Raw genomic sequence first — 25795 nt, 5'->3', positions numbered from 1 at the left:
ACTCCCAAGGAGACACCGAATGTCCCTCCACTCCCTTCCCCGCCGCACCCTGCTCGTACTCGCCTGCTGCGGCCTGATTCTCGGCGCCTGCGCTGCCTACGAGGCGGATCCTCCAACGCCGGAAGCGCCGCCACCGCCGCCGCCGCCGGAGTTAACGGAGGAGCAGAAGATCTTCGCCCGCCACGCCGAAGCGATCGGTGGCGAGGACGCCATCCGCGCGCACACTTCGATGACCATGAAGGGGACCTTCGAGATACCGGCGATGGGCATGTCTGGCGACGCGACGGTCTATCTTCAAGCACCCGACAAGGGCATCGTCCACGTCAGTTTCCCCGGTCTCGGCGAAAACGTTCAGGCCTACAACGGCGAAATCGGTTGGTCCGAGGATGCGATGCAGGGCGCGCGCTTGCTCGAGGGCGCCGAGTTGAGCCTGCTGAAGCGGCAAGTCCGAATTTACGCCGACCTGGAGTACGACGACCTCTATCCCCAGCAGACCGCGGTCGGCGAGACCGAGTGGGACGGTCAGGCTGCCCACCAAGTCGATCTCGTCGACGCCGACGGAAACGAGTCGTCACGCTATTTTGCTGTAGAGACAGGCCTGTTCATCGGCGAGGAGTCAACAATCACGACCGAGATGGGCACCATGGAGACGAGCATTACGGTGGGCGACTACAAGGAGTTTGGAGGCGTGCTGCTCGCCACGTCCACGACCACGAGCATCCCGTCCTTCGGAATGGAGTTCACCCAGACCGTAGAGTCCGTGACCTTCGACGACGACGACCCGAGCGCCCTCGAGCCCTCCGACGCAATCAAGGCGCTGCTGGAGTAGGGCTCGACCCGGTCGAAACAGCTCTTTCCCCGGTGCGGCCGCCACCGTGCGGCTGCACCGGCGTTGCTGGTCGCGGCTGCGTTGCTCGTCTCCGCCGCGACGTCCGCCGCTGCACAGGCCAGCCGCCGGCCACAGGCGCGCCTGACGGACTTCTACGAGCAGTGGCTCGTCGAAGTCGGGCCGCTGCTCGACGACAGCGAGCACCAGGCCCTCGAGCAGCTCGAAGGACCGGGCGCCCGCGAGCGCTTCCTCCGCGCCTTCTGGGCCGCCCGACCCGCACGCCTGCTCGAACGCTGGCAGGAGAATCGCGAAGCCCGAGACCAGTTGAGGGAACGGTCGCCGGCGATGGAACGCGCCGTGCTGCTGGCAGGCAAGCCCGGCCACCGTCAGACCGTCGAGCCCTGTGAGTCGTCGCTGCGGCGGATCGAGATCTGGACCTACGACCGCTGGCGGCTAGAACACCAGCTAGGCCGGCCAACACAGCCAGGCGAGGACGAAGTCGTCCTGGCATTCGTCCAGCAGGTGAACTTCGACCCCCGGTCGATGCGCCTCTGGTCCGCAGGCTCCGGCACAGGCATCAGCTTCGACCGTGAAACACCGGAGGACACAGGCGACGCCGGCAGAGACGCCGGCGTGCCGCCGGCCAGCGCGTTCCGGGTACTCGACCAGGCGGAACGACGCCGCTGCCTGAGCGCGACCGAGCGCGGGCGGCTGGAGCGCCGGCTCCGGCTCGCCGCTTCATGGCAGACGTTCATCGACCAACTGGGCTGGACGGGGCACGACCCGAGCTGGGTCGACGACTTCCTCCGCGTCGAGGCCGTCCTCGATCCAGCCGCCATGGCGCTGCAAGGCGTTTCACTCGAGTTCGAAGCTCTCGGCACCGAGAACCGGCGGTCGACCATGCGAGGCCGGCTGCTCCTGCCTCCCGAACACCTCGGCGAACTCGGCGCCGGGCAGGTCCTCGACCGGGTGACGATCACGGGTGACGTCTTCCTCGGCAACCGGCTCGCCGACGCCTTCGTCGTCACCCATCACGTCGGCGGCGGTGCTCCCCTCGACCCGGCGAACGGCGGCGGGACTCAGGCCATCGTCCTCGACTTCTACCGTCGCCTGCCGCCCGGCGCCTACCGTTTCGAGGTCCGCGTCGAGGACCGCCTGGGGCGCGGTCTCCTGCGCGGTGCCGAGACGGTCGACGTGCCAGCGCTTCCCACGCCTCCCGAGGTACCCGATCTGCACCTGCTGACACGCCGGGAGACGATCGTCCTCCACCGCTTGCCCAGCGTCGAACTACTGCCACCCGATGGCCGGGTGCTGGGCTCCACCTTCACCGCCCGCGCAGTCGTCAGCCCCGCAATCTCCCGGCTCGTCTTCCTGCGCGACGGCGAGACGGTGGCTACGGTCAACGAACCGCCCTTTGTCCACGCCGTCGACCTGCCCGAGCAGGTTCACCGGATCGAAGTCCGCGGACAGGATCACTCAGGACGGCTCGTGGCGGCCCACTCCCTCGACGTCGAACGGGAGGAACGACCGTTCGCGGTCGCCCTGGAACTTCCCGACGCGAGCCGCCTCGACGATGCGCTCGACCTGCGGGTCCGCGTCGATGTGCCGGCCGGACACGAACTCGAGCACGTCGACTGCTTCCTGGGCGCGGAGCGGCTCGAACGGATGATGGCGCCGCCCTTCCGTTGCCGGGTCCCGGCCGGACTGCGGTCGCCGCTGAGCTTCGTTCGCGCCACCGCGACGCTCCGTACCGGCGATCAGGTCGAGGACCTCGCCTTTCTGGGGTCCGGGGCGCCTGAGCAGGTCGATGTGCGCCTGGTCGAACTCCTCGTCTCGGTGGACGGCCCCCAAGGCGGCCGCGCCACGGACCTCGCCGCGGCCGACTTCCGGATCCTTCACCAGGGCGTCGAGGCGGCGGTCCGCGATGTTCAGGGCCTCGCCGACCGGCCGATGAACGTCGCTCTGCTCATGGACATCTCGAGTTCCCTGGGGCGCGGCGTGCGCGTGGCGGCCACCAGTGCGCAGCGCTTCTTCGAAGGCGTCCTGACCCAGCGGGACGCGGCCAGCCTCCTCGTCTTCAACCACGACCTGGAGCGGCTCGCGCCGTTCACGGGCGATACGCGCCACCTCCGCTACGCCGCCGAGGGTCTAAGAGCCTGGGGCGCTACGCGGCTCTATGACGGCATCGCCTACGCGGTCGGTTCCTTCGCCGGTCGGCCCGATCGACGCGCCCTCGTCGTCCTGAGCGACGGCGCGGATACCGACAGCAATCTCGACTTCGAGCAGGTGCTCGCCCTGGTCGAGCTCGCCGGCGTCGCGACCTACCCGATCGCCCTCCGCGTCCAGGATGCCGCGACGATCGAGGCTCTCCAGACGCTCGCCGAACGCACCGGCGGCCGTTACCATGCCGCGGATTCGGTGAACGACCTGGACCGCATCTACCGCGAGATTGCGCGCGCGCTTCGATCGCAGTACCTCGTTGCCTTCGAACCCCGGGTGGGCCCGGTGACCGGTGCGGATGGACTCAGGGACATCCGGGTCGAGGTGTTGCGTCCGGGCCTGACCGCGACAGGGGTGCGAAGTCGGCCGCGGTAGAGCCGCCGAACCTGTCGCAGCCCCCTGGCGTGCATAGACTGACCCCCATGCGGTGGTGGCGGGCGGCGACGGGGGCGATCGAGCGCGCCCTGATCCGGCCTTGCCGCACAGCGGAGGGCAGCACCGGGTTCTGGCTCTTCGTGAGCCACCTCGTCACGACGTTCGGCATCGCGCTGTCGAACTTCCTCCTCTTCTTCACCCTGATCTGGGCCGCCGTTCGGCGCAAGCGGCTCCATTTCGCGGGCGGCGACGAGGACCGACGACGGCGGCGGCTGATCCTGCTCCCCCTCGCCGCATACGCGGGCTGCTTCGTGCTCTCGGCCATCTTCTCCTACGATCCGGCGACCAGCCTCCAGGAGCTCTCCACCCTCTACGCCGTCCTGACCCTGCCGCTGGCGCTCCTGCTCGTCCGTGGCGAGCACCAGGCGCGGGTCGCGATCCTCTCCGTGGTCGGGATCTCGGCCGTACTCGCCCTCTACGGCCTCGTTCAGTTCGCCTTCACCGACTACGGCCCGCTCCATCAGCGGATCCCCGGGCCGTTCTCGCACTACATGACCTTCTCCGGGGTCCTGCTGCTCGGCCTCGCGCTGATCGCCGGCCGGTTGAGCATCGCGGGCGGTTGGCGTTCGCGGGCGAACTGGGTCGGCCTGGCCCTGGTCGGCGGCGCCCTCGTCCTGACGCTGACCCGTAGCGCCTGGCTGGGCGCCTTCGCCCTCGCGGTTGCGGCGATGGCCCTTCAGCGCCGCCGCGTCTTTCTGAGTTTCGCCGCCGCGCTGGTCCTGGCCGCCGCCTCGTTCGCCGCCGTGGCGCCGACGCTGTGGCCGACCTACTGGCAGCGAGCGACCTCGATGGTCGATGTCCGCAATCCCTCGAACTACGACCGGCTGTGCATGCTGTGGGCCGGCGGCCAGATGATCGTCGACCGCCCCTTGACCGGAATCGGCCCGGTCATGGTCCGCGAGTGGTACCCGGTCTACCGTCATCCGACGTCCGTCCGGGCGCGGGTGAAACACCTGCACAACACGTTCGTCCACATGGCGGCCAGCCGCGGCATAGCGTCTCTGCTCGCCTATCTGTGGCTGATGGGTGCGGCGGCAGCAATGGCGTTCGAGGGCTATCGCCGCGAGGGCGGCCGGGCCGGGCCGCGAGCCGATCTCTACCTGGGGGTTCTGTTCGCCCTCCTGGCACTGAACGTGGCCGGTCTGTTCGAAGCGAACTGGCGCGACACGGAGATTCAGCGCTGGACGCTGTTCCTGCTGGCCCTGCCGGTTATTCTCCGCGCTCCAGACGACCAGCCCGGAGATTCGGCATGCACCTCGACCGTCTCAGCCTGATCCAGCTCCTCGACCTTCTGTCGGGCCGAGAGGTCTCCTGCACCGAGTTGATGGACGCGACCCTGGAGCGCATAGAGGCCACCCACCCGAAGCTCAACGCGGTCGTCAGCCAGCGACCGCGCGAACAACTGCTGGCCGACGCCGAAGCGGCAGACGCGCGCCGCGCCGGCGGCGACGCCCGGCCGCTCGAGGGTGTGCCGCTCGGCGTCAAGGACCTTGAGGACGTTGCCGGCATGGTGACGTCGATGGGCTCGCGGGTGTTCCGCGACTCGGTCGCCGATGCGGACTCCACCCAGGTGGCGCGGCTGCGCGACGCTGGAGCGATCGTCGTCGGCAAGACGAACACGCCCGAGTTCGGGTTCACCGCGATCACCAAGAACCCGCTGTTCGGCGTCACCCGCTCGCCCTGGAACCCGGAGCGCACGCCCGGCGGCTCGAGCGGCGGTTCATCCGCGGTGCTGGCGGGGGGCGTGCTGCCCCTCGTCACCTCCTCCGACGGCGGCGGCTCGATCCGGATTCCGGCCAGTTTCACCGGCGCCTTCGGCCTGAAGCCGAGCCAGGGCCGGATACCGCGCGGGCCGATGAAGGCCTGGGACTACGGCAGCACGGCGGTCTACGGTCCCCTCACACGCACGGTGGAGGATGGCGCTCTGTTCCTCGATCTGGTCGCCGGCCCGTCGCCCTGCGACCCCGGCTCGCTGCCCCACCCGGGTCTGAGTTACCGCGAAGTACTCGAATCGGGGCTTCCCTCCTCCATGCGCATCGCCTGGTCGCCGGACCTCGGGTACGCGAGCGTGCAATCGGACGTCGCACGGGTGGCCGCGGACGCGGCGGCCGTGTTCGATGAGGCTGGCCTCTCGCTCGAACCGCTCGAGGAGCGCGTACCGGGCGGCCCGCCGATGCTCACGGCCGCCTGGGGCACGCTGGGCAACTTCCTGATCGCCGGCCAGATCCACGAACCGCTTCGGAACCAGCGCCAGGACATGACCCACTCGTTCGCGGCGGCGCTGGAGCGCTCCTGGGAGATGACGCCCGAGACCTTCGGCGCCGCGGCGCGCGAACGGGCGCAGCTGAATCTCTGGTGCGGCGAGGTCTTCAGCCGCTTCGATCTGCTGCTGACGCCGACCGTGCCCTACGATCCACCGCCTGCCCGCGGACCCTTCCCTACCCACACCGAGGGCCGGGAGCAGGTGCCGGCGGGGGTCGCGGCGTTCACGATTCCCTTCAACATGTCGGGCCACCCGGCGGCGACGGTGCGAGCCGGCCTCTCCGACGCCGGTCTACCGGTCGGCCTGCAGATCGTCGGGCCGCGACACCGGGACGACCTCGTGCTGCGGGCCGCGCGGCTGTTCGAGGGTGCCCGTCCCTGGCACCCGAACTGGCCGGAGGTCTGAACCCGGCCGGAGCGCGGGCTCAGGGGATGACGGTCACCTTGACCGCTCCGGAACGCTTGTCGCCCGCGATCTCGAAGGCGCGCTCGATCTCGTTCAGCGGCACCTGGTGGGTGAGCAGGCTGTCGAAGCCGTCCGCACCGGCAACCAGTAGTTCCACCGCCTCGACGAAGTCGACTTCGCCCGGGCGCCGCGAGTAGCAGTTCGACCATTGCAGACGCGCTTCCTTGCCGAGCAACACGAGGGGGTCGAGGGTCAAGGGCCCCATGAACACACCGAGTACGCAGATCGTGCCGCCCGGTGCGAGGGCAATGCCCGCTGCCGTCATCGTATCCGCCAGGCCGCCCACCGTCTCGACCACGAGATCGGCGTCGTAGCCGGTCAGGTCGTCGGGAGAACCGGCGTCCAGCACCTCGTGCGCGCCGAGCCGCTTCGCCGCCGCGGCCTGGTGCGGGTGGCGGGCCGTGATCGCCACGTGGCCGAAGTCCCAGGCCCGGGCCACCGCGACCGTCGCGAGACCGATGGAACCCGCGCCCAGGATCAGCAGCTTCGCCGGCGGTTCCTTCTGGCCCGCATCCGCTAGCCGAAGTCCATGAACGGCGACCGCGAACGGTTCGGCGAGGGCGGCAAGAGACGGCGGCATGGAACGCGGAACGCGGTACAACCGATGGGCCGGCACGACAACGGCCTCCGCGAAGCCGCCCGGCCGCCGCAGGCCGTAGAGTTCGAGTTCCCGGCAGATCGAGTCCCGGCCCTCGCGGCACGGATCGCAGTCACCGCAGGATGCGAGCGGCTCCACGACGACCGGCTCTCCCGCTTCAAAGCCCGAGACACCGGCTCCCAGGTCATCCACGATACCGGCCATCTCGTGGCCCATCACCGAGCCCGGTTCGATGATCGGTTTCGGGCTGTGAACCAGATGCAGGTCGGTCCCGCACACGCCGCACGCGCTGATCCGAAGCCGAACCTCGCCCGGGCCGGGTTCCGGCAGCGCCCGCGCGGCTACCGCTACTTCACCGGGGCCGAGATAGACGCCCGCGCGCATCGCGCGGATCGTAGCAGCGGCCTGTGATCAGAAACCGAGTTCGGAGCAGTCGGCTGATTCGCCGTTCACCGTGCAGGCGCAGTCGCCATCCGTGCAGTTGACGTTGACCTCGCACTCGCCCGAGTCGCCGCAGGCCGAGGCCGCGAACTCGAAGGAGTTCGCGTTGGCCACATCAACCGTGCAGTCCTCGCCGTCCCCGCAGTCGACCTTGACCTCGATGACGCGGGTTTCGTTTTCCCCAACGGCATGTTCTCCGGCCCCAGGCACGGGAGGCCGCGGTGGCCGCGGAGTTTCCGGTGCGGCACTGGACATCTCGACCCGCCGCTCCCGCTCCTCCAGCGTGGCGCTGATCTTCTCCATCTTGCCATCGCGCCAGACCTCGAGCACGACCGTCTCGCCGCCCTCGTGGCCGCCAACGGCCCGCGCCAGCGCCGATGACGATGCGACCGGCTCCCCGTCGACGGCGGTGACGACATCGCCGACCTCCAGACCGGCACGCAGTGCCGGGCTGCCGTCCACGACTTTGCCGACCATGACGCCCACGTCTTCCGGCACGCCGAAGTGGGTGCGGAGTTCCGGGGTCAGGTCGGAGAGCTGCACGCCAAGAAACCCGCCGCCACCGTGCCGCAGGTGCAGACGCGAACCGTGCTCGCCGAGCCCCTTCAGCACCTGGTGCACACGGCGCCGGACCGACTCGCCGGCTTCGCCCTCGCCCCCGTGGTCCCCGATCATGATCACGCCGTGGCCGTCGGTCTCGAGGATCTTGACGTTCTCCTCGGTAACCCACTCGTGGTCGCCCTCGTGGAGAACCCGGACGTCGCCATCGTCACTGACGAAGAGCATCCGGCTTACACGCTCGTCGCAGTCCTCGCCGTCCGCGCACTCGATGAGCTTCTTCACCTGGATCTTGCGGACCTTCTTCTCTTCCCCGTCGGCGGCAACGGCCGGCGCCACCACCGCCAGCGCCAGACCGAACGCCAACCAGACCTTGATTCGTGACATGTCGCTTTCCTTCTCCAGTTCCTGATCCCTCTGATTCTAGTCGGCTGACCACAACGCCGGGCCGCCTCTGTAGGGATAACGCCGGCCGGCCTGATTCGTTCCAGACCGGCGAGCCGACCGGTTCAGGAATCCTCCATCGACGCGCGCACCGTCCGCAGGTCCTTCAGCGCCGCCTTGGCCATCGATCCGCCGTCGCGAGCCACCTCCACGAACCGGAACCCCTGCCGGATTCGCTTCGGAGCCTCCTTGACGGTGCCGGCGACGCCAGCAAACAGCCCGTGTCTCTTACAACCGTCGAGGATCTTGTCGATCGCGGCGGTGAACTTCTCGTCCTCCTGGTCGGCAGCCGGCCGTAGCCCCAGCGACACGCTGAGATCGCTCGGGCCGACATAGACGCCGTCGAGTCCGGGCACGGAGAGGATGTCGTCCAGGTTGTCGAGGGCCTGCTGGGTCTCGATCATCGGGATGCAGTAGATCTGCTCGTTCGCCTCCTCGAGGTAGTTCCCGCCATAAAGCAGACCGGCCCGGAACGGACCGAAGCTACGCTTCCCGCGCGGCGGGTACCGGCACGCGGCCGCCGCGGCTTCCGCCTCGGCGCGGCTGTTCACCATCGGGATGATGATCCCGTGGGCGCCGGCGTCCAGCATCTTGCCGATGATCCCTGGCTCGTTCCAGGGCACCCGGACGATCGGGGTCGTGTCGGATGCGGTCATCGCCTGCAGCATCTCGGTGGCCCGCTGGTAGTCGACCAGGCCATGCTGCATGTCGATCGTCGCCCAGTCGAAACCGAGGCGCGACATCAGCTCGGCGCTGTGGGTGTCCGGGAACGCGAGCCAGGCGCCGAGCACCGGCTCTCCGTTGTCAATCTTGTCGCGCAGACGGTTCTTCATCGGCATGGCGTTGCCTCCCTTGTATCGCCCGTTGTGTCCGTTTCGTGGCGGCGAATACTACCGATCAGGGGATCAGTGACTCGTCCGGCGTAAGGGACGCCGCGAAGCCGGCCAGCAGATCGGCCGAGTGATCGATGTCGTCCAGGGAGATCGTCTCGACGGCGCTGTGCATGTAGCGGTTCGGAACGCTGATCAGCCCGGTCGCGACCCCCGCGCGGGTGATCTGGATCGAGTTCGCGTCATTTGGCGCCGCCCGTCCGAGGGCCGCCAACTGGAAGGGGATCTTCTCTTCTTCCGCGACGGCTTCCAGGCGGTCGCTGACCTTCGGATTCATGTTCGGGCCACGAACGATGACCGGCCCGCCGCCCAGGCTCAGATCGCCCTCCTGGCGCTTGCTGATCGTCGGGCAATCCGTCGCGTGGGTCACGTCGACCGCGATGCCGACGTCGGGGTCGACGCCGTGGGTGCTCGTGCGGGCGCCGCGCAGGCCGATCTCCTCGCACACAGTCGACACCGCGTACACCGCAACCTTCGGGTTCTTCCTGGCGACGCGCCGCAATGCCTCGATGACCACCCACAGGCCGGTCGTGTTGTCCATCTTCGGCGCGTTGGCGAGGCCGTTGCGCATCTCCTGGAAGCCGAGGTCGAGCGTCACCGGATCGCCGACCCGCACCGCGCTCTTCGCGTCGTCGCCGTCCTTCGCGCCGATGTCGAGCCAGAGGTTCTCCATCTTGACCACCCGCTTGCGCTCCTCCATGTCGAGCAGGTGGATCGGCTTGCGGGCGATGACCGCCGGGACCGGACCGTCCTTCGCCCACACGGTCATCCGCTGGCCGATCAGCTGCTGCGGGTCCCAGCCGCCGATGGGCTGGACCCACAGGAAGCCCTTGTCGTCGATGTAGCTGACGATCAGGCCGATCTGGTCGCAGTGACCCGCGAACAGCACACGCCGACCCGCCGGCTTCTCGCCGGCCTCGACGTTCACCGCCGCGATCACGTTGCCGTGAATGTCGGTCGCAACGTCGTCGGCGAACTTGCCCGCGTAGGCGCGCACGACTTCCTGTACCGGCTCCTCGTGTCCCGAGGGGCTCGGCGCGGCCAACAGATCGACGAAGAACTTGCGTGCTGTCTTGTTCACTTGCTGCTCCCAGCCGCTACTTCGCCCGACCACAGGTAGCAATCAGGCGACCACCGCGGCTGTCCTGTTTGTTTCGTGTCTTCGGGCTTCAACGTCCTCTGCGACGCTGGCGGCTGCTATAGGACCGCAAGGCTCGCAGAAGATCGATCTTACGCAGCGCGGGCCAGTGCGTGTCGCAGAAGTAGTACTCGGAGTAGGTGCTCTGCCAGAGCAGGAAACCGCTCAGGCGAACCTCGCCGCTGGTGCGGAGGATCAGGTCGGGCTCGGGTTGCCCGGAGGTGTAGAGGTACCGCTCGATCGACGAGGCACTGAACTCGTCGACGACCTCATCGAGGGACTTGCCGACCGCTGAGTTGTCCAGCAGGTAGTTGCGGAAGGCGCTCGCGATCTCCTCCCGACCGCCGTAGGCCATCGCGATGTTCAGCCGGTATCGGTCGTAGCCGCTGGTGGCCGCCTCCGCTTCGCGAATCGCGGTCTGGAGGCTCTCCGGCAGGAGTCCGATCTGTCCCAGAAAGCGCACGCGGATGCCTTTCTGATGGACATCGTCGTGATTCGTGAGTTCCCGGGTCTTCTCCTCGAACAGGTCGAACAGCGCCTGCACTTCCTTGGCAGAGCGATTGAAGTTATCGAGCGACATGCTCCACACCGTGACCGTCGAGACGTCCGCCTCGTAGCACCAGTTGAGAACTTCCCACAGCTTCTCGGCGCCCCTGAAGTGTCCCGCACTGACGTTGCCCAGCCCCTGCTGGCGCGCAAAGCGCCGGTTACCGTCCATGATCAGACCGATGTGCTGGGGCAGCCGCCAGGTCCGCACCTTGGACTCGAGCCGGCGCTGGTAGACGACGTAGAACGGCCACTTGATCAGGGCCTTGACACGCCGCCAGAGTTCGCTTGCAGGACGTGTTCCCTGTGCCGGAACTGCACCTGACGGGGCGGAGTCGAAGACGCTCACAGGCACCTTCTCCGCCGGTCGGCGGGCTCGGCTGGCAAGCGACTGTTCACGCTCGAAGCTCTCTGTTTTCCGTGTGCTATTTTCCGTCGTCGCCCGCCCGCCGCCCGAAAGACACAACCGCAAGCCGCCCGAGGCCAGCCAACGATGACACCGCGAGACTCACGGGAGTCGGCCCGGCATCATAGCGATCTTCCCAGGCTCGGGGACAACGTAACGGCAGGTTCCGCCCGCCATGGACAACGCCGTGCGAAGCGCCTGATCTTCCCGGCTCTGGCGCTGTTCGCTCTCGCCAGCCTGACCGGGCCAGCACCGGCACCGGCGCTCGAGACGACCGAAGGCACCGAGGCGCTTCGCCTGTTCCTTGACTGCGACTGGGGCTGCGACACAACCTTCCAGCGCAGCCAGATCACGTACGTCAACTGGATGCGCGATCGCCAGGACGCGGAAGTCCACGTGCTTGTGACGATCCAATCCGGCGGCAACTCCCGCGAGTACACGTTCAACTTCATCGGCCTCGAGCGCTTCGAAGGTGTCGATCAGAGGTTGATCTACACGTCGTCGTTCACCGACACGGACGACGAACGACGCCGCGGCGTGCAGCGCATGCTGGAGTTGGGTCTGGTGCGCTACGTGCTCGAGACGCCGCAGGCCGAAGGGCTCATCGTCGAGTTCGAGAACGGCGAGGGCGAGGGCGAGCCGCACCGCGGTCACTTCCATCCCGAGCCGAACACACTGGTGGCCGACCCGGAAGACGATCCCTGGAACCACTGGGTCTACCGCCTTCGCCTGAACACGGACTTCCGAAGCGAGGATCGCAGAGACTCGCAGTCCTACCAGACGAGCGCTTCGGCGGGCCGCACGACGGACTTGTGGCGCATGGGAATGGGCGTCTTCTATTCCTACCGGGAGAGCAACTTCGAGTTCGAGGACGGCAGCACCTACAAGAACGTCTCCCGCAGCACGAGCTACTTCGGCCAGGTGATTCGCACCCTGGCCCCGCACTGGGGAGTAGGCGTCGGGGCCAGCAGCCGCAGGTCGACCTTCCTGAATCTCGACAACTCCTACCGTGCAGCGGCGGCCATCGAGTACAACTACTTTCCCTACAGCGAGTCGTCCGAGCGCGAGTTCACCTTCGCCTACTTCATCGGCGGCACCCGCCTGGACTACGAAGAGATCACCGTCTTCGACAAGCTGGAGGAGACCTTTGCGGACCAGGGCGCCTACATCGCCTTTGGCATGGAGAGGCCTTGGGGCGAGGCCCACCTCGACCTCCAGTACAGCCACTTCATCGACGACTTCGACCGCAGCCGGATCGAGTTCAACACGGACGTCGAGTACCACATCGTGCGCGGTCTGAGCTTCGACGTCTACGCCGGCGTATCGAGAATCAGGGATCAGATCTACCTGCCGAAGGGCGGAGCAACCGACGCAGAGGTCCTAGTCGCCAGGCGCCAATTGGAGACGGACCTCTCGTTCCGAGGCGGCGTTCAACTCCGCTACACCTTCGGCTCGATCTACAACAACGTGGTGAACTCCAGGTTGAGCAGCGAGAGCGGCGGCTTCTCGAGAATCTTCTAGACGCAAGGACCGCTCCGCTATCGTCACGGGATGACGGTCGTCATCGCCGGTGGCGGCGACATCGCATACCTGCTCGCGTCCTCCCTGGCACGCGACGAGGATGTCTTCGTCGTCGTGCCCAGCGAGATGGACCGTGGCCGGTTCGAGAACCTGGACCTGCAGATCACGGTCGGCCCGGCGGCAAGCCGCACCACGCTGAACCATGTCGGCCTATCCGACGGGGACACGTTCATCGCCTGCGCGGACTCGGACGAGCGCAACATCATCGCTTGCCTGGCAGCCCGCGGCCGGTCGAAGGCGACGACCTACTGCTTCATCTCGCAGGACGAGCACCACGAGAGCTTCAACGACCCGGAGCAGACGACCCTCGAAGAGGTCATCGACCACCTGATCTGGCCCCAGTGGTCATTGGCCAGGGAGATCGCGCGGATCGTGCTGGAGCCCCGGGCGCTCGATGTGGAGAACTTCCACCGAGGCAGGATCTGGCTGATGGAGTACCGCTTGCCGGCGGACTCCCCGCTGTGCGGACCGACGCTTGCCGCGGCGCCCCTCCCCGGCAACACCCTGGTCGTCAGCCGGGTGAGGAACGGCGAGCTGATCATTCCGCGCGGGCAGGACCGCCTGGAGGCCGGCGACAAGGTCCTGTTCATGGGTCGGCGCACCGCACTGCGGCAGGTTGCGAAGCAGTTCTTCGCCGCTCCCGAAACCGTCGTGCGCAGTGTGACAATCATCGGCGCCGGCCGTACGGGCAGGCTCCTGGCACAGGAGCTGACGCGGGGCCTCTGGCCCGAGGTGCGGGTCATCGAGGTCTCGCGACGCCGTTGCGAGGACATCGCCGGACAGGTGGGCCGCGCGATCGTCTTCTGCGGCGACGGCACGGACCTGAAGGTCCTCGAGGAAGTCGGCGTCGCGCGCAGCGACGCTCTGGTCGCCATGGCCGGCGACGACCAGACGAATCTGCTCTGCTCCCTGATCGCCAAGCAACTCGGGATTCCGAAGGTCGTGACCGGCGTCAGCCAGGACACGAGCAGCGCTCTGTTCGAACGGGTCGGCATCGACGTCACCCTGAACGCACGGGCCGCCGCGATCGCCGAGGTGCTGCACCAGATCCAGGCGCCCCGCCTGGAGTACCGGGCCACGCTTGAGGACGGGAGGGCGGAGGTGGTCGAAGTCGCCGTCCCGCCGGACTTCGAGACGACGCGGCTGCGCGAGATGGACATGCCGACCGGCGTCATCGTCGGCGCCGTCCTGCGGCAGTACAACACGATCGTGCCCGGTGGCGACGACGACGTGCGGCCCGGCGACCGCCTGCTGGTCGTCGCCACGCCCGAGGGCGCGGAGACCGTCGGTCCGGCCTTCGGCCTGACGCCGGACGATCGCTAGCGCCATCCCCAGTGCGCGTTTCCCTGGTCCTCCGCACGACGCTGGCCCTGGTCGGCTGCTTCGGGGCGGTTCTTCTGGCGCCGTCCGCGGTCGAGGCGGCCTACGGACACGGCCGCAGCGCGATCGCCTTTCTCGGCGCCGCCCTGCTCGCCATTCTGCTGGGGCTGGCTTCCAGGCTCCTTCCGGGGCGGGGGCTCGAGATGCGGAGGATGGAAGGTCTGGCGACCGTGGCCGTGGCCTGGCTGTTCCTGGTCCTGATCGGCGCCATCCCTTACTCCGTGAACGGCTTCGCTCCAGCCGACGCGCTCTTCGAGTCGATGTCGGGCCTGACCGGCACCGGCGCCACGATCCTCACCGACTTCGAGGCCGTGAGTGAAGGCGTCTTCCTGTGGCGCAGCCTGAGCGAGTGGGTCGGCAGCATGGGCATCATCGCCCTCTTCATCGCCGTGCTGCCGGCGCTGCGCATCGCGGGTCGCCAGATGTTCTTCGCCGAAGCGCCCGGGCCCACCGAGGAGCGCCTGACGCCTCGTATCCGCAACACGGCGCTCTATCTGTACTCCCTCTACGTCGGCCTGACCGCCCTGGAAGTCGGTCTCCTCATCCGGTTCGGCATGCCGCCCTTCGACGCCGTCTGCAACTCCCTCTCCACCGTGTCGGCCGGCGGCTTCTCTCCCAACCCGAGCAGCATCGGCGGCTACAGCAGCAGCCTGATCGAGTGGACCGTCATGGCGTTCATGCTGCTGGCCGGAGCGAACTACGCCTTTCAGTTCCAGGCCGTCCGGGGCCGACCGCTCACGTTGCTGCGCAGCGAAGAGTTCCGGCTCTACCTTCTGATCGTCGCCGCCGCGACCCTGCTTCTGGCCTGCACCCTGAAGAGCGACGACGTCTCCCTGCTGGACTGGATCGCCACGGACGCCCTGTCGGAGGACACCCTGCGGCGCGCCGGCTTCCAGGCACTGACGATCATCACGACGACCGGATTCGCGACCGAGGACTTCGCGCTATGGGCTCAGGCGAGTCAGACGATCCTGCTGCTGCTCATGTTCTGCGGCGGCTGCGGCGGATCGGCGGCAGGCGGTCCCAAGCTCGTGCGCGTCTGGCTGATCGCCAAGTCGACCCTGCTCGAACTGTTCCAGACGATCTTCCCGCGAGCCGTGCGACCGCTGCGCCTGGACGGCCGCAGGGTGCCCGGTGACGTGGTCCGCGCCGTCGTGTCCTTCCTCCTTCTCTACCTCGTGCTGTTCGCCCTGAGCGTCGGCGTCGTCGGGCTGGCAGGCACCGACATGCCCACCGCGGTGACCGCCAGCATCGCCACGCTGGGCAACATCGGTCCCGGCCTGGGCGATGTCGGTCCATTCGGCAGCTACGCCCACTTTTCCGATCCGATCAAGCTCTATCTGGCCCTCAACATGTGGATCGGTCGGCTCGAGATCATCACCGTCCTGATCTTCCTGCACCCCGCCGCCTGGTTGGGGGTTCGCTGGCGCTAGGTTGTTACAGTGCCCGCGCCATGGAACTCCTGGCGTCCGGCTACACACTCGTCGAAGGACCTCGCGTCGACGCGGAAGACCGTCTCTACTTCAGCGACGTTCTGAACGGCGGCGTCTACCGGCGCAGCCCGGACGGCGAGATCGCAACGGTCGTGCCCAAGCGTCGCGGCGTCGGCGGCATCGCGCTCCACGCAGACGGCGGCATCGTGTGCTCCGGCCGCAACATCTGCCACGTCCGGGACGGCGTGACGCGGATTCTGTTCGACCCGCCCGAGACTCCCGGCTTCAACGACCTGTTCGTCGACTCGGAGGGCCGCGTGATCACCGGCACGATGCGCACGAGCCCGTTCACCGGAGAGAAGGAACGGACACCTGGTGAGTGCTGGCGGATCGAGGCGGAAGGCGAAGCGACCGAACTCTACGGCGAGATCAGCCTGACCAACGGCATCGGCTTCTCACCGGACGGCCGAACCCTGTACCACGCCGACACCGCTCGCGGTCACGTGGTCGCCCACGACGTGACGGACGACGGTCGCTGCGTGAACCGGCGCGCCATCGCCGAGCCCGACCGCGGCCGCCCCGACGGCCTCGCCGTCGACGAGGAGGGCTGCCTCTGGGTCGCCTGCGTCGCCGGCGGCTGCGTCACCCGCTTCGATCCCACGGGCCGGATCCTCAGTCACCTGGAAGTTCCGACCAGGAACATCACCAGCGTCTGCTTCGGCGGCAGCGACCGGCGCGATCTCTACGTCGTCACGACCGGCGACCCGGACGAGCCTGGAAGCAGCGGCTCAATCTTCCGGACGCGTTCGCCGGTGGCCGGGCTGGCGGTGCCGATGGCGACGATCTGACGAGCTACGAACCCAGGCGCTCGACCTCGTAGACCACCCGGCCGGACACATCCCGGTGCCGGAGCACGATCCGTGGCCGGTCGTCGATCCAATCGACGTCGACGCTGAGGAACCCGCCGCCGACACGGTGGAATCGGTGATACGCCGGGTCTTCACCCGGCGTACCGCCGGCGTGGGCGTCGCTGGCCGGACCGACTGAGAACTCGTCGAGCCCCGTCTCCGGGTGGACCGAGTGGTACTGCCAGTGGCGGTCGCCGACGACGACCAGGAAGCGGTCGTTCAGGTTCGCCCGGAACCACTCGCGGACCGCGTCGCCTTCGTGGCTGAACGCGGCGTTGGCGTGATTGTCGGCCTTGTTGCTCCGGTCCGGACCGACGATCGGCGTGGGTGAGACGAGGATCTTCCAGTCCGCGTCGCTCGCGAGCAGTGAGTCCCGCAGCCACCGCCACTGCTCGGTTCCCCAGATCGTCTTGCCGGGGCCGTCCGGCATGTCATTCGGCGACCGGAAGTCGCGGCCCTCGACCAGCCAGAGTTGCAGCCCCTTGCCCCAGCGAACGGTCCGGTAAGGGCGTTCCGGGGCCGGGTTCTGCTCCGCGAACACCGCCAGACCCTCCTCGAAGGTCAGCGGCGCGGAGATACCGGGTTCGATCTCCGGCCACGAGTCGTTCAGCAGCAGGTCGTGGTCGTCCTTGAGCCAGTAACCGGGCACCGAGCGCAGGAAGGACGCGATCGCCGGCAGGGTGAACATCCGCTGCCAGTGATAGCGCGCCAGCTCGACCGAGGTCGCCCGAGGCGACTCGTTGTCGTAGTAGACGTTGTCGCCGATCGACAGGTAGAAGTCCGGCCGGGCTGCGGCCATCGACGGATAGATCTGGAAGCCGTCGGGCCGGTCACGCCGCCCGTAGTACTGGCAGGTCATCGCAGTGAAGCGAATCGGCCGCCGCTCGTCAGGTGTCGGAGCGGTTCGGAAGCTCGCAGTCTCGATGGCGCTCGTTGCCCCGTCAACGGCCGAGCGCGCTTCGACAGTGACCAGGTAGACGGTATCGGGCCTCAGCTCGTCGAAAACCACCTGGCGAGTGAAGTCTCGGTCGGAATAGGTCGGCAACCAGCCGGAGACTCGCACCGGATGCCTGTCGCCGTTGTCGCCAGTAGGCTCGCCCTCCCGCAGGGTGACCCGGATCTCCCCGTCCGCACCAGGAACGGCGCCCTCGAGCGACGAGACGTTCACACCAGCCGCAAGGGTGACCACAGGACGGCCCGAAACTTCCCGCCCGGCCCGCCGCCGCGGCTCGGCCGTCGTCCTGGCCCAGACGATCGCTGAGGTCGCGCTTACCTCTCCGACCCGAGCGCCGCTGGCGAGGAACACGCCACCCGGATGGTCGCCAGCCGTCTGCCCGACCAGCGCACCCGCGGCGAGCAGCAGTGCGGCAGGGAAGGAAATCAACCGCAGCCGACTACTCCGCCGTCGACGGTGAAGCTCTGGCCCGTGGTCCACGAGCCGGCACGTGAGGCGAGGTAGACCGCGATACCGGCGCAGTCCTCCGGTTCGCCGAGGCGCCGGAGCGGAGTTCTCGCGGCGACCGCCTTCTCCCGTTCCGGGTCCGCCCAAAGGGCGCGGGCGAAATCCGTCTTGACCAGACCGGGGCAGATGCTGTTGACGCGGATGTTGTCGGGACCGAACTCCGCCGCCAGGTTCCGCGCGAGTTGCATGTCCGCGGCCTTGGAGATCGCGTAGGCGCCGAGCACCGCGTTGCCACGGAAGCCGCCGACGGAGGAAACGATGACGATCGACCCGTCCCTTCGTTCCTGCATCTCGGGAATCACCATCTGGCACAGCCAGTGGACGCTACGGATGTTGACCTCCATCACCTTGTCGAACGCCGAGTCCGGAATGCCCAGGCTCGATCCGTAGTACGGATTCACCGCGGCGTTGACGACCAGGTTGTCGATTTTCCCCCAGCGCTCCCGGGTCGCCGCGACCAGCCGCTCCAACTGGTCCTTGTGACCGACGTGGCACGGATGCGCCATCGCCTCGCCGCCGTTCTCGTTGATTCCCCCCGCGACCGCGTCGCAGGCGTCCGCCTTGCGGCTCGAGATGACGACCTTCGACCCGAAGGCAGCGAGCGCTTCGGCGATCGCCTTGCCGATTCCCTTGGTCGAGCCGGTGACTACGCTCACCTTGCCGGTGAGGTCGAAGAGGTCCTTCATTGTTGGCTTCTCCTTGTACGGGGGTTGAGGGTCGCAGAGGGTACCAGCCCGCCATGCGCTGCTACAGTGCCGCCGCCATGGTCGAACCGGAAACTCCCACAACAACTCCGGCCAACCCGATCCCAATGCGGGTCGGCATGACCGCGCCCGAAGCCTTCCCGGCCGCCGAGATGGCCGAGGCGGCGGGCCGCGCCATCCTCGACATCGGCAAGGACTTCGCCTTCTACCCCGGCGACCTGGGTCATCCCGGTCTGCGCGAGGTGCTGGCCCGGCGCGAAGCGGACCGCGAAGGCGCCGACTTCGACCCCGACGAGATCGCGCTGACCAACGGCTCCATGCAGGCGGTGACGCTCGTGGGCAGGGTGCTGATGGAAGAGCCGGGCGACGTCGTGGTCACGGAGGAGACGACGTACTCGGGCACCCTCGGTGCTTATCGGGGCCTCGGCTACCGTCTGGTCGGCGTGCCGGTCGACGAGCAGGGGATGGACATCGGCGCGCTCCGCCGGACACTGGAAAGCTTGACCTCGGCCGGTGAGAAGCCGCGTTTCATCTACACGCTGCCCACGTACCACAACCCGACCGGCGCGGTGATGCCCCGCCAGCGCCGACTCGAGATGATCCAGGCCGCGCGCGAGTTCGATGTTCTCCTGGTCGAGGACAACTGCTACGCCGACGTCCACTACGACGACGCGCCGCGGCCGCCGCAGAGCCTCTACACGCTGGCGAACGGCGAGGGCGTCGTCTACATCGGCTCGCTGTCCAAGATCCTCGGCGCCGGCGTCCGGATCGGCTACCTCGTCGCCAGGCAGCCGCTCCAGCAGCGCTTCCTCGACGAACGCTTCGACGCCGGACAGAGCACCCTGTCGTCCAGCATCGTGGCGGAACTGCTGCGGGGCCGTCTGCCCGCGCAGATCGAGCGCAACAACGCCGCCCTGCTACCGAAGCGTGACACCCTGCTGGCCGCTCTGGAACAAGAACTCGGCGGCGTCTGCACCTGGCGAAAGCCCGCCGGCGCCATGTTCCTGTGGGTCGGCCTGCCCCAAGAAGTGGACCGCGAAGCGCTGTTCGCGCTGAGCGAACAGCGCGGCCTCGAGTACGGCTACGGCGCCGCCTACCACGCCGGCGGCGAAGACGTGCCGTTCCTGCGCCTGGCGTACGCCTGCCCTTCCGTCGCCGGGATCCAGGAAGGCGTCGAGTTGCTGGCCGGGTGCCTGCGTCAACTCGTGCCGGAGCGCTTTCCTCAGTCCACGTAGCCGAGCGCCCTGAGCCTCCGGCGCACGTCCTCGTCGATCTGGTCGTCCTCGATCTCCTGGGCGGAGACGATCTCGCCGGCCAGGTTCTGGTCAGCCAGAAGGTCGAGCATCCGCTCGACGATCCCCGGCCGTTCCGCAGCCAGGTCCTCCAGCTCCCCCGGATCCACCTCCAGGTCGAAGAGCATCGGCTCCGTTCCCTGGGACGGCGACTGCGGCAGCACGAGCTTGTAGCGACCGCGGATCACGGAGGCGGCGCGGTGGCCGTCGACGTCGAGGTGGGTGTAGACATCCGGCGGATCGTCGCCGCGACGGCGGGCCGCCAACAGGTCCCGTCCGTCGGTGGCCGGCGCCTCGATGCCGAGGTAGCCGAGCAGCGTCGGCAACACGTCGACGTGCTGAGCCGGCGCCTCGACGCGCCGCGCCGACACACCGGGGAGCCTCATGACGAGGGGTATCCGCAGCACTTCCTCGTACAGCGACAGCCCGTGCTCCCAGCGGCCGTGCTCCTGGAACTCCTCGCCGTGGTCCGAGGCGTAGACGATGGCGGTGTCCTCGGCCAGACCGCGCGTCTCCAGTACGTCGAGCAAGTCGCCGAAGACGCGGTCGTTCTGGGCCACCTCGGCGTCGTACAGCCGCGACAGCGCCTCGGCTGTACCGGCATCCGGCTCGACCTCGCCGCGGTTCAGCTGGAGCAGATAGCGCACGGTACGGTAGTGAACAGGAGCGCCGCCGGCCTCGAACATCTCCTCGAACTCGGGCGCGGGATCGTAGGGCCCGTGGGGGTCGATCGCGTGCAGGAAGAGGAAGAAGGGCTGTTCGCTCCCTTCGCGCTCATCCAGCCACAGGCGAACACGGTCCAGCATCGTCTCGTCCCGGTCGCGGTCCTCGCTGCGGAAGCGGGCGAACCCTTGCGCGAAGCCGAACGCGCGGCTGACGTTCGGATTGCGGACCAGGCCCATCCCCTCGTAGCCGTTGGCGGTCAGGATCTCGGCCAGGGTCATCGCGTCCTCGGGCAGCACGGAGCGGCGGCCGACGGTGCGATGCGCCGGCGGCAGCAGGCCGGTGAACAGGGAGGCCACGGCCGGCCGCGTCCACGAGGACTGGGCGTAGGCGTTCTCGAACAGAACGGCGCCCGCCGCGAAGTCGTCGAGCCGAGGCGACGTCGGCTTCTCGTAACCGTAGACGCCGAGGCGGTCCGCGCGGACGGTATCGACGACATAGAGGACAATGTTCGGCCGCCGCGGCTCGGCCGTCCCGTCCGACAGCCCACCGCCGCAGGCAGCCAGCACGGCCGCCAGAGCCGCCGCCAGAGCCGGTCCCCACAGGAGGCGGAACATGGAACGAACGTCGCTCACGAGGCAGCCGAACCGTAGCAACTCCGCTCCTGTTACCCTCCGCCCGCCATGAACTCAACGACCGCGCTTGCTTCCCCGCTGGTGGCCGGCCTAGCGCTCGTGACCGGCCTGGTCGGCGTGCTCGGTGCCCGCATCGACCTGATCGATCCCCTTGCGGGCTTCCTCCTGTTCGCCCTCCTGATGCCCCTGGGCGCCGCGATCGGCCTGCTTCTCGGCCTGATCGGCGTGCTCCGGACGCGGCCCCGGCAGCGTCGCGGAGGCGCTTCGCAAGCCTGGGGCGGCACGCTCCTCTCGATGGTGATCATCGGCTGGGTCTTCGTGCTCGGCTACGACACGACCCAGGCGCCGCCGATCCACGACATCACGACGAACATCGACGATCCGCCGACCTTCCTTGCGGCCGCTTCGGAGGACAGTCGCGGCGCGGGCTTCGCCTACCCGAGCGGCGGCGCGCAGGTCCCGGATCTCCAGCGGCAGGGCTATCCCGACCTGGGCACGCTGCACCTGGACATCTCACGGCAGGAAGCACTCTGGCGCGTCCGGCACACTGCCGAAGACATGGGCTGGGAACTGCTCCGAGGCGACGACGAGAGCGGCGAGGTCGAGTTCGCCGACGCGACCCCGTGGTTCCACTTCATCGACTTCGTCGCGGTCCGGGTCCGCGCAGAAGAGGCCGGCGCGGCCGTCGACGTGCGTTCCGTGTCCCAGGTCGGAGGCGGCGACCTGGGCGAGAACGCGGATCGCATTCGACGCTTTCTCGACCGGCTCGGCCACGCCCACTGAGCGGCTACGATACCGCTCCCCTCCGCGCAACGATCCAAGGTCAACACAACGGCGCGCCCGCGCCAGGAGAGAACTGAAGCATGACCCCACTCACCGACATGGTCGACTACGAAGTCCGCGGCGAGATCGCCCTGATCGTGATCGACAATCCGCCCGTCAACGCGCTCAGCCACGGTGTGCGCGCCGGCATGGTCGAGGGACTGGCGAAGGCCGCGGCCGACGACGAAGTGGCCGCGGTGCTCCTGGTCTGCAAGGGCCGCACGTTCATCGCGGGCGCCGACATCACCGAGTTCGGCAAGCCGATGAAGGAGCCCGGACTCAACGAGGCGATCGAGGCGATGGAGCACGCGACGAAGCCCGTCGTGGCGGCGATCCACGGCACCGCGCTCGGCGGCGGCCTGGAGACGGCGATGGCCTGCCACTACCGGGTGGGAGTCGCGTCGGCCCGGTTCGGCCAGCCCGAGGTCAAGTTGGGGATCCTGCCGGGCGCGGGCGGCACGCAGCGGCTGCCGCGGCTGGTCGGCTACCCGAAGGCGCTCGAGATGTGCGTCATGGGCAACCCGATCGGCGCCGCGGAGGCCCTGGAAGGCGGTTTGATCGACGAGATCGTCGACGACGTGTTCGAGGGCGGCGTCGTCTTCGCCGAGAAGGTGATCGCCGAGGACCGGCCGCTCAAGAAGATCCGCGACCTGGACGAGAAGGTCAACGAGGCGCGGGCCAACCGCAAGGAGATCTTCGACGGTTTCCGGCGCAAGATCGCCCGCCGCACCCGCGGCTTCGAGGCGCCGGAAGCGAACGTGCGGGCGATCGAGGCCGGTCTCGACATGTCCTTCGACGAAGCGCTCGACTACGAGCGGAAACTGTTCGCCGAACTCATGTCGGGCAAGCAGTCGATCGCCCAGCGCTACTACTTCTTCGCCGAACGCCAGGCGGCCAAGGTGCCCGACGTGCCCCGGGACACACAGATGCGCAAGATCGAGAAGGTCGGCGTACTCGGCTGCGGCACGATGGGCGGCGGCATCTCGATGAACTTCGCCAACCGCGGCATCGGCGTGACGATCGTCGAGGCCGAGCAGAGCCGGCTCGACCACGGTTTCGGCGTCATCCGCAAGAACTACGAGCGCACGGCGAGCCGTGGCCGGATGACGATGGAACAGGTCGACCAGTGCATGGGCCTGCTCGACGGCGTGACCGACCGCGAAGCGCTCGCCGACTGCGACCTCGTGATCGAAGCCGTGTTCGAGAACATGGATCTGAAGAAGGACATCTTCGCCAGCCTCGACCGGATCGTGAAGCCGGGCGCGGTACTGGCCACGAACACGTCGGCGCTCGACGTGAACGAGATCGCCGCCGCCACCAGCCGGCCCGAGGACGTGATCGGCATGCACTTCTTCTCGCCCGCCAACATCATGCGCCTGCTCGAGGTGGTACGCGGCGAGAAGACGGCGAAGGACGTGATCCACACCGCGATGACGATCTCCAAGCAGATCGGCAAGGTGCCGGTGCTGGTCGGCGTCTGCCGCGGCTTCGTCGGCAACCGGATCCTGTTCCAGCGCCAGCAGCAGGCGCAGGCGATCATCCTTCAGGGCGCGAAGTACTACGATGTCGACCGCGTCCTCTACGACTTCGGCTTCCCGATGGGGCCCTTCGCGATGAGTGACCTGGCCGGTCTCGACATCGGCTGGAACGAGAAGGAGTCGGCATCCCGCGACATCCGCGAGATCCTCTGCGAATCCGGACGGCGCGGCCAGAAGAACGGCCGCGGTTACTACGTCTACGACCCGGAGACACGTGCCTCCGCGCCAGACCCCGAGGTCGAGCAGATCATCAGCGACTTCGGCTCCGCCCAGGGCATCGAACAGCGCGAGGTCGGCGAGGACGAGATCCTCGAACGCTGCCTCTACCCGATGGTGAACGAAGGCGCGAGGATCCTCGAGGAGGGGATCGCGATCCGGCCCTCCGACATCGACGTGATCTGGGTCAACGGCTACGGCTGGCCGGTGTACCGCGGCGGCCCGATGCACTGGGGCGACAGCGTCGGTCTTTCGAAGATCGCGGCTCGGATGCGCGAGTTCGCGGACGAGAGCGGAGACGAGTTCTGGCAGCCTTCGGCACTTCTCGCTGAGCTGGCCGACGCAGGTAAGAGCTTCAGCGACTGGAGAGCCGGCTGAAGGAGACGCGCGTCGAGATCGGGTTGACGCCCTGGGTGGACCGCCTGGGAGACCAGGTGGCCGCGATCGCCGACCAGGCGGAGTTCGCCGACCGGCTGGGCTTCCACTCGCTCTTCCTGCCGGAAAGCCACTTCACCGGCGCCGCCGCCTGCCCATCGCCCATCGTCGTTCTCGCCGCAGCCGCCGCAAGAACGACGAACCTGCGGCTGGGGACGACGTCCTATCTGCTCCCGGTCCGCAACCCGTTCCAGGCCGCCGAGGAGGTCGCCGTTCTCGACCGCCTCTCGAACGGCCGGGTCATCCTCGGCCTCGGCCGCGGTTTCCGACCGGCCCTCTTCGCCGCTTTCGGCGTCGATCCACGCACCAAGCGCCAGCAGTTCGCCTGGTCCCTTGACCTGATGCAGCGCGCCTGGGCGGGCGAGGCGATCGAGGTCGGCGAGGGAGAGGCACGTCGTCCGATCCGGCTGGCGCCCCTACCGGTCCAGAAGCCGCACCCGGAACTCTGGGTCGCGGCCTTCGGCCCCCTGGCACTCAAGCAGGCCGGCGAGCTGGGCCTGCCGTACCTGTCGTCACCGCTCGAGACGATCGAGCGGCTCGTCCGGAACCACGAACTCCACCGCGCCGCGTTGCCCGAAGGCGTCCCCCGCCCGATCGTGCCGGTCATGCGCACCGTGTTCATCTCGGACGACCGCCGGACCATCGCGCGTGTCAGCTCCGCCCTGACGGCTCAGGCGATCCGCATGGCACGCGCAGGCAGCCGCCTGGTGCCGGAAGAGGACCTGGCCCGGATCGACACCTGGGCCATCGTCGGCAACCAGGACGAAGTCCGCGCGGGCCTTGAGCGGTACAGGGAGCAGATCGGAATGACCCATGTCATCGCCCGTTGCGGAGTACCCGAAGCCACACTCCGGGAGATCGAGGACTCGATCCGGCTGCTGGCGCAGCTCTATGAGTGAACGTCCCCGTCGCTAGGACTCGCAGGCGTCGGGAAACGCGCCGGATTCCGTTAGCGCCGGGTGTCCCTTCGCGAGAACATTCGCCTGATAGTCCTCCTCCGACTCGCCGGGCATCCGAGCCCGCCTGTTATGCGGCTCAAAGGTGTAGGTCCTCGAGTTGACGTTCATCGTGCCATCGTCCTTCGTGTCCGGCAGGGTCGTATCCCGAACCATCAAGGTCATGCCGAGGTCGCTGGCCGAGGCCGCGTAGACCCAGTGGTGTCCGTTGACGCCGCAGCCGTCCAGCACCTTCAGCAGCACTTCCCAGTTGTTGTAGTCGAAGAAGTAGAACAGGCCGGAATCCCTCGTCCGGGGTCTAGCGACGCTGGCCTGGCCTGCCTCGCCGTCGGGCGTCGTCCACTCCAGTGTCGCTTCATAGCGCCCATCCTGCAGACACATCACCGTGTCACTTTCGACGCAACCGCCGCTCTGCGAGCTGTTCGAGGCTTCGAGATCCGATGCCGGCACGTTCGCCTCGCCAGCCAGCAGCGGCACCGCGAGCAACAGGAACGAAACGATCGGGACGTTCACACCCAGCATCCTAATGGCTGATCC

General features: G+C 68.1%; 21 protein-coding genes. 12 read left to right on the top strand and 9 right to left on the bottom strand.

All coding sequences use genetic code 11. From position 1 onward, the window contains the following. The first annotated feature begins 19 nt into the window (after positions 1–19). From OXG83_02480 to OXG83_02465, 4 genes are all read left to right on the top strand, one after another. Positions 20–829 (top strand): hypothetical protein, encoded by an 810-nt coding sequence (locus OXG83_02480; protein MCY3963880.1) that lies wholly within the window; start codon positions 20–22, stop codon positions 827–829. Positions 830–892: 63 nt separating this feature from the next. Continuing rightward, positions 893–3424, top strand: coding sequence for a VWA domain-containing protein (locus OXG83_02475; GenBank protein MCY3963879.1), 2532 nt, complete (start codon positions 893–895; stop codon positions 3422–3424). 47 nt (positions 3425–3471) lie between these two features. Further along, positions 3472–4758: an O-antigen ligase family protein gene (locus tag OXG83_02470; protein MCY3963878.1), complete on the top strand. Its 1287-nt coding sequence runs from the start codon at positions 3472–3474 to the stop codon at positions 4756–4758. Continuing rightward, positions 4734–6152, top strand: a complete 1419-nt coding sequence (locus tag OXG83_02465; protein MCY3963877.1) for an amidase family protein — start codon at positions 4734–4736, stop codon at positions 6150–6152. The genes OXG83_02470 and OXG83_02465 overlap by 25 nt, the downstream gene beginning before the upstream one ends. A 19-nt stretch (positions 6153–6171) precedes the next feature. Here OXG83_02465 and OXG83_02460 read toward each other — a convergent pair whose 3' ends face one another. The 5 genes from OXG83_02460 to uppS all read right to left on the bottom strand — a co-directional run bounded on the left by OXG83_02460 (position 6172) and on the right by uppS (position 11176). Beyond that, a complete protein-coding gene (locus OXG83_02460) occupies positions 6172–7194 on the bottom strand; it encodes an alcohol dehydrogenase catalytic domain-containing protein (GenBank protein ID MCY3963876.1) in 1023 nt (340 codons plus the stop codon). Positions 7195–7221: 27 nt separating this feature from the next. Beyond that, positions 7222–8196, bottom strand: coding sequence for a PDZ domain-containing protein (locus OXG83_02455; protein MCY3963875.1), 975 nt, complete (start codon positions 8194–8196; stop codon positions 7222–7224). Between the two features lie 122 nt (positions 8197–8318). Beyond that, positions 8319–9092 (bottom strand): aldolase/citrate lyase family protein, encoded by a 774-nt coding sequence (locus OXG83_02450; protein ID MCY3963874.1) that lies wholly within the window; start codon positions 9090–9092, stop codon positions 8319–8321. A gap of 58 nt (positions 9093–9150) precedes the next feature. Next, positions 9151–10224 (bottom strand): M42 family metallopeptidase, encoded by a 1074-nt coding sequence (locus tag OXG83_02445; protein ID MCY3963873.1) that lies wholly within the window; start codon positions 10222–10224, stop codon positions 9151–9153. An 88-nt stretch (positions 10225–10312) separates the two neighbouring features. Further along, positions 10313–11176, bottom strand: coding sequence for a polyprenyl diphosphate synthase (gene uppS / locus OXG83_02440; protein MCY3963872.1), 864 nt, complete (start codon positions 11174–11176; stop codon positions 10313–10315). Positions 11177–11320: 144 nt separating this feature from the next. Between uppS and OXG83_02435 the strand changes: the two genes are divergently transcribed. The 4 genes from OXG83_02435 to OXG83_02420 are packed head-to-tail and all read left to right on the top strand — an operon-like array spanning position 11321 to position 16475. Continuing rightward, positions 11321–12754: a hypothetical protein gene (locus OXG83_02435; GenBank protein MCY3963871.1), complete on the top strand. Its 1434-nt coding sequence runs from the start codon at positions 11321–11323 to the stop codon at positions 12752–12754. A 30-nt stretch (positions 12755–12784) separates the two neighbouring features. Further along, positions 12785–14137 carry a Trk system potassium transporter TrkA gene (gene trkA / locus OXG83_02430; GenBank protein MCY3963870.1) on the top strand — a complete coding sequence of 451 codons (1353 nt, stop codon included), beginning with the start codon at positions 12785–12787 and terminating at the stop codon, positions 14135–14137. An 11-nt stretch (positions 14138–14148) separates the two neighbouring features. Next, positions 14149–15627, top strand: coding sequence for a TrkH family potassium uptake protein (locus OXG83_02425; GenBank protein MCY3963869.1), 1479 nt, complete (start codon positions 14149–14151; stop codon positions 15625–15627). Between the two features lie 20 nt (positions 15628–15647). After that, positions 15648–16475 carry an SMP-30/gluconolactonase/LRE family protein gene (locus tag OXG83_02420; GenBank protein MCY3963868.1) on the top strand — a complete coding sequence of 276 codons (828 nt, stop codon included), beginning with the start codon at positions 15648–15650 and terminating at the stop codon, positions 16473–16475. 4 nt (positions 16476–16479) lie between these two features. Here the strand turns inward: OXG83_02420 and OXG83_02415 are convergent, their stop codons facing one another. Further along, positions 16480–17919 (bottom strand): alkaline phosphatase D family protein, encoded by a 1440-nt coding sequence (locus tag OXG83_02415; GenBank protein ID MCY3963867.1) that lies wholly within the window; start codon positions 17917–17919, stop codon positions 16480–16482. Beyond that, positions 17916–18683 carry an SDR family oxidoreductase gene (locus OXG83_02410; GenBank protein ID MCY3963866.1) on the bottom strand — a complete coding sequence of 256 codons (768 nt, stop codon included), beginning with the start codon at positions 18681–18683 and terminating at the stop codon, positions 17916–17918. Before OXG83_02410 ends, OXG83_02415 begins: the two co-directional genes overlap by 4 nt. A 53-nt stretch (positions 18684–18736) precedes the next feature. Between OXG83_02410 and OXG83_02405 the strand changes: the two genes are divergently transcribed. Continuing rightward, a complete protein-coding gene (locus tag OXG83_02405; protein MCY3963865.1) occupies positions 18737–19936 on the top strand; it encodes a PLP-dependent aminotransferase family protein in 1200 nt (399 codons plus the stop codon). Here OXG83_02405 and OXG83_02400 read toward each other — a convergent pair. Beyond that, positions 19924–21291: a sulfatase gene (locus OXG83_02400; protein ID MCY3963864.1), complete on the bottom strand. Its 1368-nt coding sequence runs from the start codon at positions 21289–21291 to the stop codon at positions 19924–19926. The genes OXG83_02405 and OXG83_02400 overlap by 13 nt on opposite strands. 48 nt (positions 21292–21339) lie before the next feature. On the opposite strand from OXG83_02400, the gene OXG83_02395 reads away from it, so the two are divergent. The 3 genes from OXG83_02395 (at position 21340) to OXG83_02385 (ending at position 25201) form a co-directional block, all read left to right on the top strand. Then, positions 21340–22074: a DUF1499 domain-containing protein gene (locus OXG83_02395; GenBank protein MCY3963863.1), complete on the top strand. Its 735-nt coding sequence runs from the start codon at positions 21340–21342 to the stop codon at positions 22072–22074. Between the two features lie 80 nt (positions 22075–22154). Next, positions 22155–24245: a 3-hydroxyacyl-CoA dehydrogenase NAD-binding domain-containing protein gene (locus OXG83_02390; protein ID MCY3963862.1), complete on the top strand. Its 2091-nt coding sequence runs from the start codon at positions 22155–22157 to the stop codon at positions 24243–24245. A gap of 23 nt (positions 24246–24268) precedes the next feature. After that, entirely contained in the window at positions 24269–25201 is a 933-nt protein-coding gene (locus OXG83_02385) for an LLM class flavin-dependent oxidoreductase (GenBank protein MCY3963861.1), read from the top strand. 12 nt (positions 25202–25213) lie between these two features. On the opposite strand, the gene OXG83_02380 is transcribed toward OXG83_02385, so the two are convergent. Continuing rightward, positions 25214–25771: a hypothetical protein gene (locus OXG83_02380; GenBank protein MCY3963860.1), complete on the bottom strand. Its 558-nt coding sequence runs from the start codon at positions 25769–25771 to the stop codon at positions 25214–25216. Positions 25772–25795 lie beyond the last annotated feature (24 nt).

The sequence above is a fragment of the Acidobacteriota bacterium genome (assembly GCA_026707545.1).
Classification (GTDB): domain Bacteria; phylum Acidobacteriota; class Thermoanaerobaculia; order Multivoradales; family Multivoraceae; genus Multivorans.
Note: the sequence above shows the minus strand (reverse complement) of the source record. Positions and strands in the feature narration are given on the sequence as shown.

Coding starts and splice junctions, on each gene's coding strand:
- OXG83_02480 (MCY3963880.1), top strand. CDS start 20: ATGTCCCTCCACTCCCTTCCCCGCCGCACCCTGCTCGTACTCGCCTGC.
- OXG83_02390 (MCY3963862.1), top strand. CDS start 22,155: ATGACCCCACTCACCGACATGGTCGACTACGAAGTCCGCGGCGAGATC.
- OXG83_02405 (MCY3963865.1), top strand. CDS start 18,737: ATGCGCTGCTACAGTGCCGCCGCCATGGTCGAACCGGAAACTCCCACA.
- OXG83_02450 (MCY3963874.1), bottom strand. CDS start 9,092: ATGCCGATGAAGAACCGTCTGCGCGACAAGATTGACAACGGAGAGCCG.
- OXG83_02460 (MCY3963876.1), bottom strand. CDS start 7,194: ATGCGCGCGGGCGTCTATCTCGGCCCCGGTGAAGTAGCGGTAGCCGCG.
- OXG83_02455 (MCY3963875.1), bottom strand. CDS start 8,196: ATGTCACGAATCAAGGTCTGGTTGGCGTTCGGTCTGGCGCTGGCGGTG.
- OXG83_02470 (MCY3963878.1), top strand. CDS start 3,472: ATGCGGTGGTGGCGGGCGGCGACGGGGGCGATCGAGCGCGCCCTGATC.
- OXG83_02420 (MCY3963868.1), top strand. CDS start 15,648: ATGGAACTCCTGGCGTCCGGCTACACACTCGTCGAAGGACCTCGCGTC.
- trkA (MCY3963870.1), top strand. CDS start 12,785: ATGACGGTCGTCATCGCCGGTGGCGGCGACATCGCATACCTGCTCGCG.
- OXG83_02410 (MCY3963866.1), bottom strand. CDS start 18,683: ATGAAGGACCTCTTCGACCTCACCGGCAAGGTGAGCGTAGTCACCGGC.
- OXG83_02395 (MCY3963863.1), top strand. CDS start 21,340: ATGAACTCAACGACCGCGCTTGCTTCCCCGCTGGTGGCCGGCCTAGCG.
- OXG83_02465 (MCY3963877.1), top strand. CDS start 4,734: ATGCACCTCGACCGTCTCAGCCTGATCCAGCTCCTCGACCTTCTGTCG.
- OXG83_02435 (MCY3963871.1), top strand. CDS start 11,321: ATGACACCGCGAGACTCACGGGAGTCGGCCCGGCATCATAGCGATCTT.